The 15,849-nt window shown below is 37.0% G+C and carries 12 protein-coding genes, 1 tRNA gene and 1 other RNA gene; 7 read left to right on the top strand and 7 right to left on the bottom strand.

The genetic code is table 11. The annotated features are described in order from the left end of the window. Positions 1–314: 314 nt before the first annotated feature. Together PHX18_08485 and ssrA are read right to left on the bottom strand one after the other, a co-directional pair. Positions 315–390 (bottom strand) — tRNA-Lys (locus PHX18_08485). 17 nt (positions 391–407) lie between these two features. Continuing rightward, positions 408–810: a transfer-messenger RNA gene (gene ssrA / locus PHX18_08490) on the bottom strand. A gap of 128 nt (positions 811–938) precedes the next feature. On the opposite strand from ssrA, the gene PHX18_08495 reads away from it, so the two are divergent. The 6 genes from PHX18_08495 to radA all read left to right on the top strand — a co-directional run bounded on the left by PHX18_08495 (position 939) and on the right by radA (position 9,019). Then, the gene (locus PHX18_08495; GenBank protein ID MDD3594649.1) at positions 939–1,655 is read left to right on the top strand and encodes a biotin--[acetyl-CoA-carboxylase] ligase; all 717 of its coding nucleotides are present in this window, start codon (positions 939–941) and stop codon (positions 1,653–1,655) included. A 35-nt stretch (positions 1,656–1,690) separates the two neighbouring features. Next, positions 1,691–3,349, top strand: coding sequence for a phosphoenolpyruvate carboxykinase (ATP) (locus tag PHX18_08500; GenBank protein MDD3594650.1), 1,659 nt, complete (start codon positions 1,691–1,693; stop codon positions 3,347–3,349). A 45-nt stretch (positions 3,350–3,394) separates the two neighbouring features. Then, complete coding sequence (locus PHX18_08505; protein MDD3594651.1) at positions 3,395–4,927, top strand: bifunctional UDP-sugar hydrolase/5'-nucleotidase; 1,533 nt, start codon at positions 3,395–3,397, stop codon at positions 4,925–4,927. Positions 4,928–4,929: 2 nt separating this feature from the next. Then, a complete protein-coding gene (locus PHX18_08510; protein MDD3594652.1) occupies positions 4,930–6,954 on the top strand; it encodes a transglycosylase SLT domain-containing protein in 2,025 nt (674 codons plus the stop codon). 64 nt (positions 6,955–7,018) lie between these two features. Then, positions 7,019–7,630, top strand: coding sequence for a hypothetical protein (locus PHX18_08515; protein MDD3594653.1), 612 nt, complete (start codon positions 7,019–7,021; stop codon positions 7,628–7,630). Between the two features lie 3 nt (positions 7,631–7,633). Then, a complete protein-coding gene (gene radA / locus PHX18_08520; GenBank protein MDD3594654.1) occupies positions 7,634–9,019 on the top strand; it encodes a DNA repair protein RadA in 1,386 nt (461 codons plus the stop codon). Here radA and speB read toward each other — a convergent pair. Genes speB through PHX18_08535 form a run of 3 tightly spaced genes read right to left on the bottom strand, consistent with a single transcriptional unit; the run spans position 9,008 to position 10,986 of the window. Further along, the gene (gene speB, locus PHX18_08525; GenBank protein MDD3594655.1) at positions 9,008–9,859 is read right to left on the bottom strand and encodes an agmatinase; all 852 of its coding nucleotides are present in this window, start codon (positions 9,857–9,859) and stop codon (positions 9,008–9,010) included. The genes radA and speB overlap by 12 nt on opposite strands. Continuing rightward, positions 9,853–10,704, bottom strand: coding sequence for a polyamine aminopropyltransferase (speE, locus tag PHX18_08530; GenBank protein MDD3594656.1), 852 nt, complete (start codon positions 10,702–10,704; stop codon positions 9,853–9,855). Before speE ends, speB begins: the two co-directional genes overlap by 7 nt. A 57-nt stretch (positions 10,705–10,761) precedes the next feature. Beyond that, positions 10,762–10,986 (bottom strand): hypothetical protein, encoded by a 225-nt coding sequence (locus PHX18_08535; protein ID MDD3594657.1) that lies wholly within the window; start codon positions 10,984–10,986, stop codon positions 10,762–10,764. A gap of 111 nt (positions 10,987–11,097) precedes the next feature. On the opposite strand from PHX18_08535, the gene PHX18_08540 reads away from it, so the two are divergent. Next, positions 11,098–13,260: a hypothetical protein gene (locus PHX18_08540; GenBank protein ID MDD3594658.1), complete on the top strand. Its 2,163-nt coding sequence runs from the start codon at positions 11,098–11,100 to the stop codon at positions 13,258–13,260. A gap of 2 nt (positions 13,261–13,262) precedes the next feature. Here PHX18_08540 and PHX18_08545 read toward each other — a convergent pair whose 3' ends face one another. Together PHX18_08545 and PHX18_08550 are read right to left on the bottom strand one after the other, a co-directional pair. Then, positions 13,263–15,134, bottom strand: a complete 1,872-nt coding sequence (locus PHX18_08545) for a diguanylate cyclase (GenBank protein ID MDD3594659.1) — start codon at positions 15,132–15,134, stop codon at positions 13,263–13,265. Between the two features lie 187 nt (positions 15,135–15,321). Next, entirely contained in the window at positions 15,322–15,780 is a 459-nt protein-coding gene (locus PHX18_08550; protein MDD3594660.1) for a hypothetical protein, read from the bottom strand. Between the last annotated feature and the right edge of the window lie 69 nt (positions 15,781–15,849).

Below are 15,849 nucleotides of genomic sequence, written 5' to 3' on the forward strand. Positions count from 1 at the left end.
TCCCCTTAAAGTAGGAAGTGTTTACAAAGCTTTTAAAATGCCCTTTTCCGCTTTTAAACGAGGAAGTAACTTCCCTCTTGTTTCGATTACCTAAAATGAGAATTCTCATTCTGTCTGTTATTTATATTCTGAATGTCTGACAATCAGTTTGGAAAAACTTCCGACTTGATTTTCTCAAAATTAAAATTTTTCCATTCTACTTGTCACATTTTCCATTCTGTCTGTCAAATTATAGCTGTTTGTATTATAAACAGGATAAAATTAAAAATAATCCGCAGAAAGTTTAATAGAAATTATAAGTAGAACTATTTTAATGGTGGGCTTGGTGGGGCTCGAACCCACGACCAATTGATTAAGAGTCAACTGCGCTACCAGCTGCGCTACAAGCCCTTTTGTAACTATAATAATGGTGGAGACGGAGAGATTCGAACTCTCGTCCAAAACGGAAATCATCAAACATCTACGAACGTAGTGTTTTAGTTAATCTCATCTTAATCCGGTGAAAACACGTACACCTTAGACTAAGACAAAGCATATTTTACGCCATGCCTGACTTTAGCAATAGGCTTAGCTTAGTTTATTGCTATCCGCTAAGCGCATCCGGCGTAAGTGACCCAATAAATCGGCCGGCAGGACCTATTGAGTGGTTGACTGTTGTTACGCAGCTACTGCAGCTGGTGCAAAGTGAGATGCGAAGTCAACTTTTCTGACATTGTTGCCATTTGTGTTTTTGCTCGTTGATAACGGAGAACAGCGCTCCGATTCGCAGTCTGAGTCAATCGATCGCCTTGTCAAATCCAAAACGTCCCCATATAAACTTTTCAATGTTCTAATAGTATTATGTACCAAAAATATTTTTTTTAAACAGCATATTTGTTTGGTTCATACAAGGTTATTTATGATATTATACTAAGTTAGATGGAATTAATAAGGCAGATATGTACGAACTTATTAACTTTGAAACTCTTAATTCAACAAACACCTATGCTTTGGCACACCTCAAAGAATTGGCTCATAAAAGCGTTATATCGGCGCAAAAGCAGACCCACGCTCAAGGCAGGTTTAAACGAAAATGGATATCTTATAAACCCGAGAATGCATATTTTTCAATAGTGCTAAAACCAAAACCGGAAAATCTTCAAAACCTGCAAAATTTAACCCAGCTAATGTGTATTGTACTATGCGAAGAATTTGAAAAATATCCTCTGCAGCCTTTTATAAAATGGCCGAATGATATTCTCATAAACGGCAAAAAAATATCAGGAATTTTGGCGCAATCGTCTTTTAAAGGTACCCAAATAGAAGGTTTTGTTTTGGGCGTGGGTGTAAATCTTAATTTTGATAAAGAGGATTTGTTAAATATAGACCAACCTGCAACGGCTTTAAATTTAGAAATCAACAAAGCTGTTGACAGAAATGAATTTATAGAAAATGTTCTTACAAACTTCTTTGCTAAATACGACGAGTTTATGCAAACCGGATTTGTGATGATAAAAGAAGATTATGAAAAAAGGACAGATATACTTGATAAAGAAATAACCGTAAAAAACATGGACAAAAAAATAACGGGGATTGTAAAAAACATAAATCTTGACGGAACTTTAACTATACAAGACGGCACTAATAATGTTAAAGTAACTGTTGGAGATATATAAAAAACGATAGAAATATTTAATAAAAAGGAGAAAAAATGGCGACAATAGAATTTTTTAGAAATTCGCAAGAGTTGAAGAATATTACTTCTGCCGCACGCGCTACTATTATGGCGCCTTTCTACGGCAACAATACAGAACATATACAAACAGTAAGTGAAGCTTATAAGTTGGCTCAAAGCAGCCTAGGTACAGTTGAGTTAACCGGCATGCCTGTGTTTGAACCTCAAAAAATAGGTTTGCCCCAAGGCGCAAATCAACTGTTATTTAATGACGGTACAGTAGTAGGCAGGTGTTCTGCCGCAAGAAAAATAGTCGGAGAGCCGGACTGTGATTTGAGTTATTTAATGCCTATAATCAGAGAAGCTGTTTATAATACAAGATTCAAATTAATGTACAAAACAGAGGTTGTTGTCGGTTTAGATGAAGATTTTATGGTAAAAGCTCATCTTTTAATTCCCGAAGGCTTTGAAAATGTAATGTACAGCTGGATGTTGAATTTCCAATATTTTAACGAAGAATACGGCAAAATGTACAAAAACTCCAGAGAGATTCCAGAGGGCGACATCTTCGTATTCTCTGACCCTGACTGGACCCATCCTGATTTTCCGTACGGGTTAACTTTCTTTGACCCTAAACACAACGTAGCGGCTATTTTAGGTATGAGATACTTTGGCGAACATAAAAAAGGCACCTTAACATTAGCTTGGGGTGCTGCAGCAAGAAACGGTTACGCCTCTTGCCACGGCGGGTTGAAAAGATACAACCTTGAAAACGGTAAGAAGTACTCTGTAGCTGTATTCGGACTATCAGGCAGCGGCAAGTCCACAATTACCCATGCGCGCCACAATAACAAGTATGATATTACGGTACTGCACGATGATGCGTTAATAGTAAATGTTAAAGACAAATACTCTATCGCACTTGAACCTGCTTATTTTGACAAAACTCAGGACTATCCGATGGGCTGTGAAGATAATAAATATATCATTACACAGCAAAATAACGGTGTAATTTTAGGCGAAGACGGCAAACTTTACTCAATAACGGAGGATATCAGAAACGGTAACGGAAGAGCCGTTAAATCAAAACTTTGGTCGCCAAACAGAGAAGACAGGATTGATGAACCTATTAACGCTATTTTTTGGCTGATGCAAGACCCTACTATCCCTCCGGTATTAAAATTAAGCGGCGCTTCTTTAGGTTCGGCAATGGGCGCTACCCTTGCAACAAAGCGCTCCAGTGCGGAAAGACTGGCGGCAGGTGTTGACCCGAATGCTTTAGTTGTTGAACCTTATGCCAACCCGTTTAGAACTTACCCTTTAGAGATGGATTATACAAGATTTAAACAACTTATTGATGACGGGGTTGATTGCTACATCTTAAATACCGGCGATTTTATGGGTAAAAAAGTTCAGCCTAAACATACGTTGGGTATTATTGAAGCTATTGTTGAAGGTGCGGCAAAATTTGAAAAATGGGAAAACTTCTCTGACATTGAAATTATGAGATTGGACGACTTTGATGTTTCCTTTAAAGATACAGACTATGCTGACCAATTTATTAAAAGGATGAACGACAGAATTGAATTCGTAAAATCAAGAGCAACCGAAAAAGCAGGTCTGGATAAACTTCCTTCCGATGCATTGGAGGCTTTGGAGAATGTGATTAAACAAGCGCAAAGTGTGGTTGTTTAATACTGAACCATAATTAAAATAAAATATTTTTGCTATAATGTGTTTATGAAAAAGATACTATATAGCTTAATATTAACCTTTTTATTTTGTGCAATAAGTTTTGCTAAAGAAATAACCATTTATACAACAAACGACTTGCACGGCAGATTAGAACCCGTAGATTATAAAAATTTGACAGATGTAGGCGGCGCAGCAAGGCGGGCGGCGGTTTTTGTAAAAGATAATAAGACTTTAATCCTTGATGCAGGCGATTTTGCACAGGGAACGCTGTACTATAAGGTTTTTAAAGATGATATAAATCTGGAAGTTTTAAAAAAACAAAACTATGATGCTATTACATTAGGAAACCACGAATTTGACCATGGGCTTGAAAGCCTTAAGTATTCAATTTCTACTTCAAATGTCCCTTTTTTATCCGCGAATATAAAATTTAAAGACAGGCAGTTAAATAAACTTGTAAAAGATTACATTATAAAAGATGTTAACGGTATAAAAGCGGGAATTATCGGAGTTACTACACAATCAATAAAGGCGACAACAGACAGTAACCCTGAAGAATATGAAGTCCTTGATGAAATAAAAACAATAAAAAAAATAGTAAAAAAAATCGATAAAAGCACTGATATAATTATTGTTTTATCCCATAGCGGAATTAACAAAGATATTGAAATAGCAAAAAACACAGATAATATTGATTTAATTATAGGGGGACACTCTCATACTCTTCTGAGAAAGCCCGTTGTTATTGAAAAAAAGAAAGGAAATGTATACATCACACAAAATGGCGAATTTGGTGTATATGCAGGCAAAATTGTTGCGAATGTTGAAAATGATAAAATCACTGATTTTGATTTTCAGCTTATCCCGATAGATGCCTCAATAAATACAAACAAAGAAATAGAAGATTATATATCAATATACACAAAGCAGCTTGAAATTTACCAAAATGAAACAGCCGGTACTACAACCCTTCCCATAAATTCAAAGAAAGACTTTATAAGAACAAATTTAACCACCGCAGGCAGTTTACTCAACAAGGCGGAACTGGCAGCTTTCCCCGAAGCGGAATGCGCAATAAGCGTTTCGGGTTGTTTAAGACAGGGCGGGATTATTCCTGCAGGGGAAATCTCTTACAAAGATATATTTGAACTTTTGCCGTTTGAAAATTACGTAGTCATTTCACAGGTTAAGGGCAAAGATATTTTATCTGTACTTGAAAATAGTGCAAGGCTTTATCCGAAACCTTCCAACTCTTTTCTTCAGGTGTATAATATAGATTATACGATTGACTTAAAAAAAGAACCGATGGTGATGAATGAAAACCTGACACAAATTCTGAAAAAAGGCTCAAGGGTAAAAAACGTCTTTATAAATTCTGAACCTTTGGACCTTCAACGTTATTACAGCGTTGCAACGGATTCTTTTTTGTTTAACGGCGGAGACGGATACATTCAATTTAAAAACTCAAAAAATCCAAAACATACATATTATTTTCTTGATAGAATGTTGATAGATTATTTGAAAAACAATTCGCCGATAACGCCGGAAGTTAAAAATACAGTGAGAATAGAGGAATAACATTGGCAAAACAACAATCTAATACTGTAATAAAATTTTTAATAATAGCATTTCTCATATTTTTTGCCGGTGTAGCAGGATATGAGTATTTTCAGTACGGAAGTATATTTAACAACGCCGAACATTACAGGAAAATATACAAAACCGCAATGGAACAAAAAGAAAACGAGGAATATTCTCAAGCTTTCTCCACCTTAATGACCATTTCGCCGCGATATGAAGCTTACGATGCGGTATTGTTTTTACAAGCTCAATGTGCGGCTAAAACGGGCGATGAAGCATCTGTGCAAAAAAATCTCAAAGCATTGATATCTAAATATCCGGGAAGTTATTTGTATCTGCAGGCAAAATATGATTTGGCAAAATCTTATTTGCGCTCAAAAAATATTGATTTGGCAAAAGGTGAATTTGAGAATATTATTAATGCTCATAAAGATACTGACTTTGAAACAGGCAGTTATTATTACCTGGCAGAAATGTACAGTCAAAAGGATAAAGAAACTGCAATAAAGTACTGGAAAAAATATATTTCCCAAAGCTCAGACGGAAGATTTTCTCAAGACTGCGTAAACAACCTGATTACAAATAAAGCAAATCTCTCCAATGATGAGCGGTATAATATCGGGTTAGTTTATTATAATGCCCAAAAATTCAGCGAAGCAATTTTTTTCCTCAAAGATATAAGTATTTCAAAGAGCTGGTACTATCTTGCCAAGTCTTATCAGGCTGTTAACAATTATAAAAATGCTAAAGATATAATCAGGCAGGGGCTTCAAAATTATTCGACAAGTTCTGATTTGCAGCAGGTGGAAAACGCCATGTACGCTTATGCTGCTATGTCAGCCTCTAAATCATTGGCCTGGGATGAATTAACAGACATTGTACTGGCACAAAAAAATATTGAAGATATAGCGCTTTATAACAAGGCAAATTATTTGGATAAAGGCCGGGCTTTAGTATTGTATAAAAAAATTATGGATAACCATTTAAAGGGTAATTATTCATCAGAAGCTTTATGGCAGCTTATATGGAATGCCTATCAGAATAAAAATTATGAGGAAGCCAAACAATATGCCCTAAAACATTTGAATAATTTCACCAATACAAAATCCGCGCCAAAAGTTAATTTTTGGCTTGGGAAAATTTACGAAAAAGAACATAACAAAGATATGGCAAAAAAAATCTATACAAGAATTCTTAACAAATACCCCGATGATTATTATGCGTTTAGGGCTTTTGGAAGATTGAACGAACTTGACGGCGGAAAAGACCCTAAGTGGTCTGCAAATAAGAAAAATCGTATAGAAAATATTGATTTTGAGCTTGAACTGCCATATTCTTACAGCGAAATTAAAAACAAGTTTACTGCAACAACGGCAGAACTCTTACTGGTAGAAGATTTTGATACTATAGATATATTCCATGATTTTAAAGAGCCGTTCATAGAAAGTTGGATTTTGTACAGAAAAGGCTTAAAATCAAAAGCCGCAACTACAGCAAGGGATGCCGTGGAAGAAATGAACGATAAACCCGTTCGTACAGACAAAAGATGGCATTTTGTATACCCGGTTTATTTCGGTGAGCTGATAAATAAATATTCGGCAAGAAACAGTTTAGATGCGTATTTGCTTCTTGCGTTGATAAGGGAAGAGAGTTATTTTAACAATCTTGCGCTAAGTTCATCAAATGCCGTAGGGCTTATGCAGCTAATGCCCTCTACTGCAAGAGAAATCGCCTTGAATAACGGATTTGGTCAGATAAATGAATTTTTGCTATTCAACCCCGAAACTAACATAAAATATGGAACACGGTATTTAAAACAGCTTAGAAATCAGCTTGATAATAAACCTATGCTTGAGGTTTGTGCTTATAACGGCGGGGCGGGGTCTGTTAACAAATGGGCAAAATCCTTAACCTATGAAGATGGGGATGAATTTATAGAAAATATCCCGTACCCTGAAACACAAAATTATGTAAAAAAAGTTTTCAGAAGCTATTGGAATTATATGAGAATTTATGCTAACTAAAATTTAACAAAAACATAATAATAGTATATAATTAGAATAATAATAAAGAGGATAATAAAGTATAATGGAAAACAAGAACCGTGAAGCATTATCGGCAATAGAAATATCATTCATAGTTTTTATGTTTTTCTTTGGCTACGTATTAATTATAAAACCGATGTTAGCTGATATCCGTTTTACGGATTTAAAGAGAAGCTGCGGGTCTATGTATAATAAGATTGATTATGCGTCTAAAAATATTGCAGGCAACAGTAATTTTGTAAACAGGTTTAACAACGAAAAGGAAATAATAAACGCATATTCGCAGCTTTTGCAAATAGATTTGATTTGTGATGATGCCAAAGAAGAAGGATGCTGGTCTTCAAATTGGCTTTGGGAAGGGCTTAAAAAACCCGGGCTTAAAACCAATGAAGGTGAGTTTATAATGGCAGAGTTGATTTCTCCGGGCTGCTCGAATGATTCTAATATAATAGGTACCTGTGCGGCTTTGTATATAGATACAAACGGCGGTAAACCACCTAACATCATTGGTCAGGATATTTTAAAAGTTTACATAATTAAAAACGGTATTGCCCCTGCCGGTATAAGAGAAGATATATTAAACCCCCAAAAGAAATGTGATATGATAAAAAGATTTAATTGGGGCTGTACAGCCAGATATCTCGGTATTAAGTAATTTATGTCAAAAGTTAAAACAAAATGGGTATGTCAAGTTTGCGGATACGAATCACCTGCGTATTTGGGGAAATGCCATGAGTGTAATTCCTGGTCCAGTTTTGTCGAAGAAAAAGTTTCCATTGCCAAGGTGAAAACCGCTACAATATCATCATCCGTGCAGGAGAACAAAATTCAAAAAATACATGAGATTTCTATAGATGAAAACACAAGGTTTTCAACCGGTTTAAGCGAATTCGACAGAGTTTTGGGCGGAGGTCTGGTAGAAGGTTCACTTGTGCTTATAGCAGGTGACCCCGGTATCGGAAAGTCAACCCTTATTCTTCAATCTTCCGCTAGCCTGGCTAAAAATATACCCGTGCTTTATATTTCAGCTGAGGAATCCGCAAAACAAATAAAGCTTAGAGCTCAAAGGTTAAACATAAACACTGATAATCTTGATGTTTTAATACAAACAAACATAAATGAAATAAAAAAGGCGATTGAAACCGCAAACCCTAAAGTTGTAATTATAGACAGTATACAAGCTGTTTATTCCGATGAAATTTCAAGCTCGCCCGCCAGTGTATCACAGGTCCGTGAATGCTGCTGTACACTCATTGAAATAGCAAAAACAACGGGAACAACGATTATTATAGTAGGACATGTAACAAAAGACGGAACGATTGCAGGTCCAAAAGTGCTTGAACATATGGTAGATACAGTGATTTATTTTGAAGGCGAAAGATATAAATTTTACAGAATTTTGCGCTCTATTAAAAACCGTTTCGGCTCGACAAATGAAGTGGGTATCTTTAATATGGAGGACCACGGGCTTGTTGAGGTCAAAAACCCGAGCGAATTATTCCTCTCTCACAGGCAGGACAACACTATATCAGGAAGTGTTGTAATAGCAACAAATGAAGGCTCAAGAACCTTGCTTGTAGAGGTGCAGGCTCTTGCAGGTCCGACATCCTACCCTTCACCAAGACGTGTGGCAACGGGGCTGGAGTATAACAGAATGCTGCAAATTTTGGCTGTACTTGAGCGCAGATTAGGATTAAATCTCAGTAAACATGATATTTATGTATCTGTTGTAGGCGGAATAGAAATCAATGAACCTGCCGCTGATTTAGGAGTTGCAATGGCGATTGCATCCTGTGCAAGAAATGTATGTATTGACCCTGAAACCGTTATAATAGGAGAGCTTAGCCTGTCGGGGGAAATAAGACCGGTTAATCAGATTGAACCCAGAATAAAAGAAGCCGCCAAGCTGGGATTTAAAAAAGCTATTATACCTAAGTATACAAATGAACTTAAAACCGAAAAAAATATATCGGTGATACAAGTTTCTAAAATTACAGAAGCTATTACCGCTTCATTATCAAAAGCAAACGCTTTAAGCAAATAACAGGAGCATTTCTCTGATTAATTTTGCGCCAACAGCGACAGAAGCGCCTGACGGGTCATAATCGGGAGATACTTCAAGTAAATCCATACCCACCACATTTTGACCTTTAATTAAGTTCAGCCAGGATATAAGCTCATTATAAAACATTCCGCCTGCCTCCTGAGTTCCTGTTCCGGGAACCAGCGAAGAATCCAAAACATCAATATCCAAGGTTATAAAAACCGGACATCCTTTGAATTCGCCCAAGCGGGTTTTGAAATCTTCCTGAGATGATATCAGGGTCTTATTAGCTTTCATCCATTCAAATTCAGCTTTTTCGCCCGAGCGGACACCTATTTGCACAAGATTTGAAGCAGGCAAAAATTCTAAAATCCTGCGTATAACCGTAGAGTGAGAGAGCGCTTCGCCTAAATATTCCTCACGCAAGTCTGCATGGGCATCAAAGTGTATTAATACAAGGTCATTATATTTTTTAAAATAGGACTTTAGCGTTCCTAAAGTAACAAGATGCTCTCCGCCAACTCCAAACACCTTTTTACCGTCATCAAGCGCAGATGTTACATTAGTTTCTATAATATCAAGGGTTTTAGGTACACCCCAGATTGGAAATTCTAAATCACCCGCATCAAAAAAACTTACCTCGCTCAGTTCTCTTTCAGCATTGAGCGAATACTCCTCAAGCCCCCAGGATGCGCTTCTTATAGCAGCAGGGGCGAACCTTGTTCCATTTTTGTTAGAACATGTAGCATCAAAAGGCATTCCTAATAAAACCCAATCAGATGAATTATAATCAGGGTTAGCACACATCCAGTCTTTTGATAAAAAAGGACCTGTTAACATTTTTCAACCAGTTCTTTAACAAAGTTAGGTAATACAAAAGCGCTTGAATGTAGGTCTTTATTGTATAATTTACAAGACTTGGAAACTTCATCCGCATTAGCTTCATTAATATATGAAAGAGGTTCTGAATCCACCGAACAAAACGCCCATGACCAATATCCTCCGGGATATGCAGGAATAGGACCTACAAAGGTTTTAACTATAGGGAACACTTTTTTTAAAAGAGGATACATTAAACGGATTTCTTTTTTATCCGCAAAAGGCGATTCTGATTGTGCCGCCATTATACCGCCTTTTTTTAACGCTAACTTAACGTTGGTATAAAAATCCTCGGTAAATAACCCTACCCCGGGTCCCAGCGGATCGGTCGAATCAATTAATATAATATCAAATTGGTCTTTTTGTGATTTTATATATTCAACCCCATCCCTGATTTGCAGCTCAACTTTAGGGTTATCAAGCTCACCTGCTATAGTCGGCAGGTATTTTTTGCAAACTTCTATAACTTCACCGTCTATCTCACATAAAACAATTCTCTCTACACTTTTGTGCTTCAAAACTTCTCTGACGGTTCCGCCGTCGCCTCCGCCTATTACAAGAACCTGTCCGGGGTTTGGATGTGAATTTAAAGGAATGTGGGATATCATTTCATGGTAAAAAAATTCATCTTTTTCACTGGTCATCACTAAACCGTCTAATATAAGCATTCTTCCCAGTGGTTTGGTATCAATAATATCAATAGTCTGAAAATCAGACTCCCCATGATACAAGGTAGAATTCACTTCTATGCTGATTCCCAAGCCTGTCTCGGACATTTCTGTATATCTTAGTTCACAATTAGTCATCTTTCCCCTCTTAAATGTTATCAAGCAAAAATAGTATATCAAAAAAATAAATAAAAATTATTTCGGCTCACAAATACCGTTTTTATAATCCCATTCCCCGCCTACGGAAGAGCAGTTCTCTTCGCTCTGCCGGCTTTCTTTGGAAGCAGGAACATGTATGTCATTTTCGGAAGAAGTCCTTACAAAAAGAGCCTTGAAAAATATCAATATAATTGAAGATAAAAGCATTATAATAATCAGTATAATAAAGTATTCAATTAGGCTCTGTGCTTGACGTTTCACAAATTCTCTCCTGTCTTAAAACTTATTATAACATAAATTTTTTTTAAAAAAGGCAATTTTCTATCGTATATATTTTTTATATATACAGTATAGCATAAAAATGAGCATGGCATGGCAATTGGATTAAAACAACAACAAAATAGCCAACAAATCGCCGAACTTCTTAAAAAGAAGCAAGGTGAAAACGGGAATGTTAATGTTTCAGGTCAGCAGCCTGACCAGTTGAACAGTATTATGTCGGCCGATGCAAAGAATATGAAACTATCTTCATCGGGTTCGGGTATAGAAGCAGGGCTTTCATTAAAAGCATCAAACAATAATAACACTTCAGGAATAAATTCTGCAGGTTCTACAAATCCTTTTAACTCAACAAGCAATATTAATCCTTTTGATACTTCAAAATCTATCAACGCCAATAATGATAATAGTATTTTTGGACAAAAACAAGAATCTAACCAAAACGGTGGCGTAGATTTAGCTAAACTTGACGAAAATTATCAAGACGGCTTAGGCTTAAGCTTCAGCAATTCAAAAGCCAACGACCTGCAACCTGAAGAAGAAGAAGGATTTATGGCAAAAATGAAAAATATGTTTAAAACGGATAAATCACAAGATGTTTCTTCAGGCACTTCCCCAAAAAACAATTCCGCTAAAGTTGAAGATGAAGATGGTAGAGGAAACAGAGACCAGGAATATGCCAGTCTTGCACAAAAATTCAATACACTTGAAAGTACGGCAGGCTCGGCAGAAAACTCGGCTAAATCCACAGAGTCAAGAGGAAATGGAGAAAAAAGTAAAATCGGAGGCTTAAAGAGTAAGGTCAAAGCCGGAGATAAAAGTGTACTTAAAGCTGATACAAATAAAACAGACAATAAAACACAAGGACAGACAGGTGTTAAGGGCGAACAAACTACAGTGGATACAAATGTAGAAAAATCTGACAGTAAGGATATTTCCGGCGTTAAATCAGAAACAAGCGCAATAATGAGTGATTCAAATATGTCTGACGGTGAAAAATCAAAAGTTGACGGCAGCTTTGACAAAATGATAACAGGTCAGGAAGGTAACAAAGATTCGCAAAAAGCCGGTGAAGAAAGTGCAGCACAGGCAGCAGTATCTCAGCAGCTGATTCAGGCTCAAACACAATCACAAGAAATAGCAGCCCAGCAGGCACAAACACAGGTAGCTAAGGGTGAGCAACAAGCCGCTCAGGCTACAAAAGCGACCCAAGCGGCAAATAACTTTAAACAACAGGCAGATACTCAGTCGGCAGGGGCTAAAGAAGATGCCGCAACATCCCAGGCACTGCAAACAACCTCTCAAAGTTTATCAACTGCAGGCGGTGCTCTTACCGCATTGGGGGATACTCAGGTAGCTACAGGTCAAACACAACAAGCAACAGGAGAAAATACAAGTTTGCTTGGAAAACTTGACCAAGCATTAGGGAAAAGTTTTATGGCAACGCCATATACATATGCAAAAGGATTAGCTTTGGATATCAAAGGAACTGTACAAGACGGCATCGGAATAGCACAAAAAGCTGTAGGTGTTGTAACAGGCGCCTTAGGTGTAACAAATAAAGAGGCGGGGGCTGTAATGACAATAGCAGGACAAGCGGCAGGTGTCGCAAGCAGTGCTGCTCAACAAAGCAGTAACCAAAAACAAGCGGCAAGTGACCAAAACAGGGGTCAACAAACCACGCAACAAAACCTTGCAACTAATTTTAATAACCAAAGCAAAACAAACAAAACCCAAGGCACAAATAATTTTAACAAAGCTCAAAATACACTCGCAGGATTGAATACCGACCAGCAAAAAATCAATCAAAACTCGGAAGAAACCAAAGATTCTTCAAGCAAAGCTACAGATAATAATAATGATATTTACACACAAGCAGAAGCCTTGAAAAAATCAGTAGAAGCAGGCAAAGCTGACGATAACGATAATGTAAACACAGCCAACGCCGATAACAAGGATAATTCTATCGGCTCATCAGGAAACGGAGCAGGGCTTGGTATGGCAGGCTTAAACGGCAAAGCTTCTACAGTTTTTGGCGCACAAAATAAAAATGCCAGCAAAACTAATCAAAAACAACAAAATAACCAAACCGAAAATAAACAAAACAATACAGAAACAAAAACAGAAACTCAAAACACTCAAGCAACTGCAACAAATAATACTACAGCACAAACATCAACTCCCGCAGCAACAGCTCAAGCAGATACGCCACCTACAATAGGTTCAAATGTTGATGTTAAACCTAAGATGTTATAATTTTAAATAGTTGTAATTAATGACGGTGCAATAGTTATGAACTTTCTGACGAGTTCTTTATCCCATTGAATTCCTGAACCGACCCTTAGGATTTCTACAGCTTTTTCAATAGGTAACCCTTTTCTGTAAGGTCTGTCGCTGATAAGAGCATGGAAGGTGTCTGCCACGGCAACAATCCTTGCTGCCAAAGGTATTTCTTCACCTTTCAAGTTGGAAGGATAGCCTGAACCGTCCCAATGTTCATGGTGATGTTTTACTATGGGGATTAAATCTCTTAACGCTTCAACAGGGGCGAGTACTTTTTCAGCACCGATAACAGGATGCTGCCGCATTATTTCCCATTCGTCGTCTTCAAGCTTGCCTTGTCTGCCTAAAACATTTTCAGGAATGCCGATTTTGCCTACATCATGCAATAAAGCGCCTAACTTAATTCTTTCGACTTCTTCATCCGGTAAATTTAATGCCCTTGCCAACGCTTCGGAATACCTTGAAACAGATTGTGAGTGACCTTTTGTATAAGTATCTTTAGCATCAATTGCGCCTGCAAGTGATGTTACAACGTCTAAAATATGATTATTCGAATTTGTAGAGTCATTATGGAACTTATTAACAAGTTCTTCTTCAAAATTTAAACCTAATTGGCTGTGTCTTTTTGCAATAACAGCCGCAAAAGAGTCTAACGCTGCATCATTCCAGAAATTTATATCCTGAGCATTAACAACTACCGATATTCCGTTCTTGTAGCCTTTGTTTTTCGAGATTATCATTGCTTGTTCAGCCAGGATTAATAATTTTTCCTGTTCTTTGGCACAAGTCGGATAAGTAGCAAGACCGACACTAACCTTTAAAGTACCAACGTCATCAACAAGACAGCAGGATAAACTGTAGTTTAAATACTCTGTGATGTAACTTGCTTCTGAATTATCCGTATCAGGCAGAATAAGCGCTATTTCATCACCGCCGTATCTTCCTGCTACGTCTACACTGCGTATATTTTGTTTGATTTTCTCTGATACAAGTTTGATAATTTCATCGCCCTTGGCATGCCCGAATTCTCTGTTAATTTGTGAAATGTTATTAACGTCAAAAATTACTACAGAAACAGGTTTGCCGGTTTCTTGCACTTTTTTAAGTTCAAGAGATAGTTTTTCCTGGAATGAACGATGGGTAGCAAGCCCTGTTAAGATATCAACATCACTTGTTAAGCTTGTTTTTTCCGCTAATTGTGAATTAACAATATGCAGTGTTAAATAATCTACCAAAACCTGCAATAAATCGCTGCAAGGCTGTGATAACTCACTGTAGCCTAAAATAAGCACGCCATGACAATTACCTTGATATATCATAGGTAAAATAAGAGTCTTGGAGTCAGATAAATAATCGATATTCAGGAAGGTATTATTCGGAATAGTTTGGGGTATTTTATCATTGAAAGCTTTTACAATAGGATTATGCAGCTGGTTTAACAATACCCTTGAATTATAGCAATTTGCTATTCTGTCAAGCAATTTAATGTTAATACAATTCGATTGTGAGTTTAAAATACCTAATGCACTGAATGACAAACCCATTCTTGAAACTATAAGATTGTGGAGCAAATAATAAACATCTTCGGATGATTGTTTGGATTTCGCAATAGACGAAAAATCATACAATACATCCATAGGATCCATTGTATTTTGAATGGAGAAAAGACTCTGGGAAGAATTTTTTTGGTTAAAGCCGCCGAAAAGCCTGTTAGATGTCTTCTTGGGGGAGTACACCTGCTTCTGCACAGACCTTATCGGGCTGGCATGCCCTAATCTTGTTGCTTCCTTAGTCTTATTGTTATTCGCTCCAAAAGTTAATTCGGGATTATCCTGACTATAATTCAACCGACACTTCCTTACTACCATCACCTGATAAATAGAGAAAAACAAATCATGCTCAAAAATTGACACATGTTCCCATATTTTAGCAGTTTTTTAAAGTTTTGTAACTATTTTTTTTTAAAGATACTCTGTTCAAAGTAAAAGAAGACCGGTGAAAAGGTCTCCTTTTAGCTAATTAGTTTTTTATTAACTATATATAGTCAAAACCGCGTTCTTCAGCATCACGTTTAGACAATAATTTAGTTGTAGCAATAGTAGCAGCAGCAACAGCAGCAGCTGTAACGGCAACACCGACTACAAACGGCTTTTTAGCAACATTGTAAACAGCTTTAGCCGAGGACTTGGTTTTAGTTCCAATGGTTTCAAAGAAGCCTACTAATTTTTTAGGCGTATGTTCTTGGATATATTTACCCGTTTTAATAGCAGCACCTTCAACTCTAGCTTTAACTTTAGCTGCTACATCTTTAACCGCCTTCACGCCATTGCTCATTTTTTGTCTAAGGGTAGTTTTGGCTGCACCCTCTGCACCAATATTTACCACATCTGCAGCAGCTTTTGGTGCCTTAGGTTTAGGGGTAGAGCTAGCCTTAGGTTTAACTGCTCTTTTAGCGCCCTCAAATGAAACTGAAGAATTGTTGTTTACTTGCATAATAAATATCTCCTTTAGAAAATTATTATATAACATGAAATTCGTACTTACAAGTGCTTTAACAAATAT

This window comes from Candidatus Gastranaerophilales bacterium (genome assembly GCA_028696075.1).
Classification (GTDB): domain Bacteria; phylum Cyanobacteriota; class Vampirovibrionia; order Gastranaerophilales; family JAILCC01; genus JAQVHS01.

Bases quoted from the DNA above. Each gene is read 5' to 3' on its own strand.
- PHX18_08495 (MDD3594649.1), top strand. From the start codon at position 939: ATGTACGAACTTATTAACTTTGAAACTCTTAATTCAACAAACACCTAT.
- PHX18_08500 (MDD3594650.1), top strand. From the start codon at position 1,691: ATGGCGACAATAGAATTTTTTAGAAATTCGCAAGAGTTGAAGAATATT.
- PHX18_08505 (MDD3594651.1), top strand. From the start codon at position 3,395: ATGAAAAAGATACTATATAGCTTAATATTAACCTTTTTATTTTGTGCA.
- PHX18_08515 (MDD3594653.1), top strand. From the start codon at position 7,019: ATGGAAAACAAGAACCGTGAAGCATTATCGGCAATAGAAATATCATTC.
- radA (MDD3594654.1), top strand. From the start codon at position 7,634: ATGTCAAAAGTTAAAACAAAATGGGTATGTCAAGTTTGCGGATACGAA.
- speB (MDD3594655.1), bottom strand. From the start codon at position 9,859: ATGTTAACAGGTCCTTTTTTATCAAAAGACTGGATGTGTGCTAACCCT.
- speE (MDD3594656.1), bottom strand. From the start codon at position 10,704: ATGACTAATTGTGAACTAAGATATACAGAAATGTCCGAGACAGGCTTG.
- PHX18_08540 (MDD3594658.1), top strand. From the start codon at position 11,098: ATGGCAATTGGATTAAAACAACAACAAAATAGCCAACAAATCGCCGAA.
- PHX18_08550 (MDD3594660.1), bottom strand. From the start codon at position 15,780: ATGCAAGTAAACAACAATTCTTCAGTTTCATTTGAGGGCGCTAAAAGA.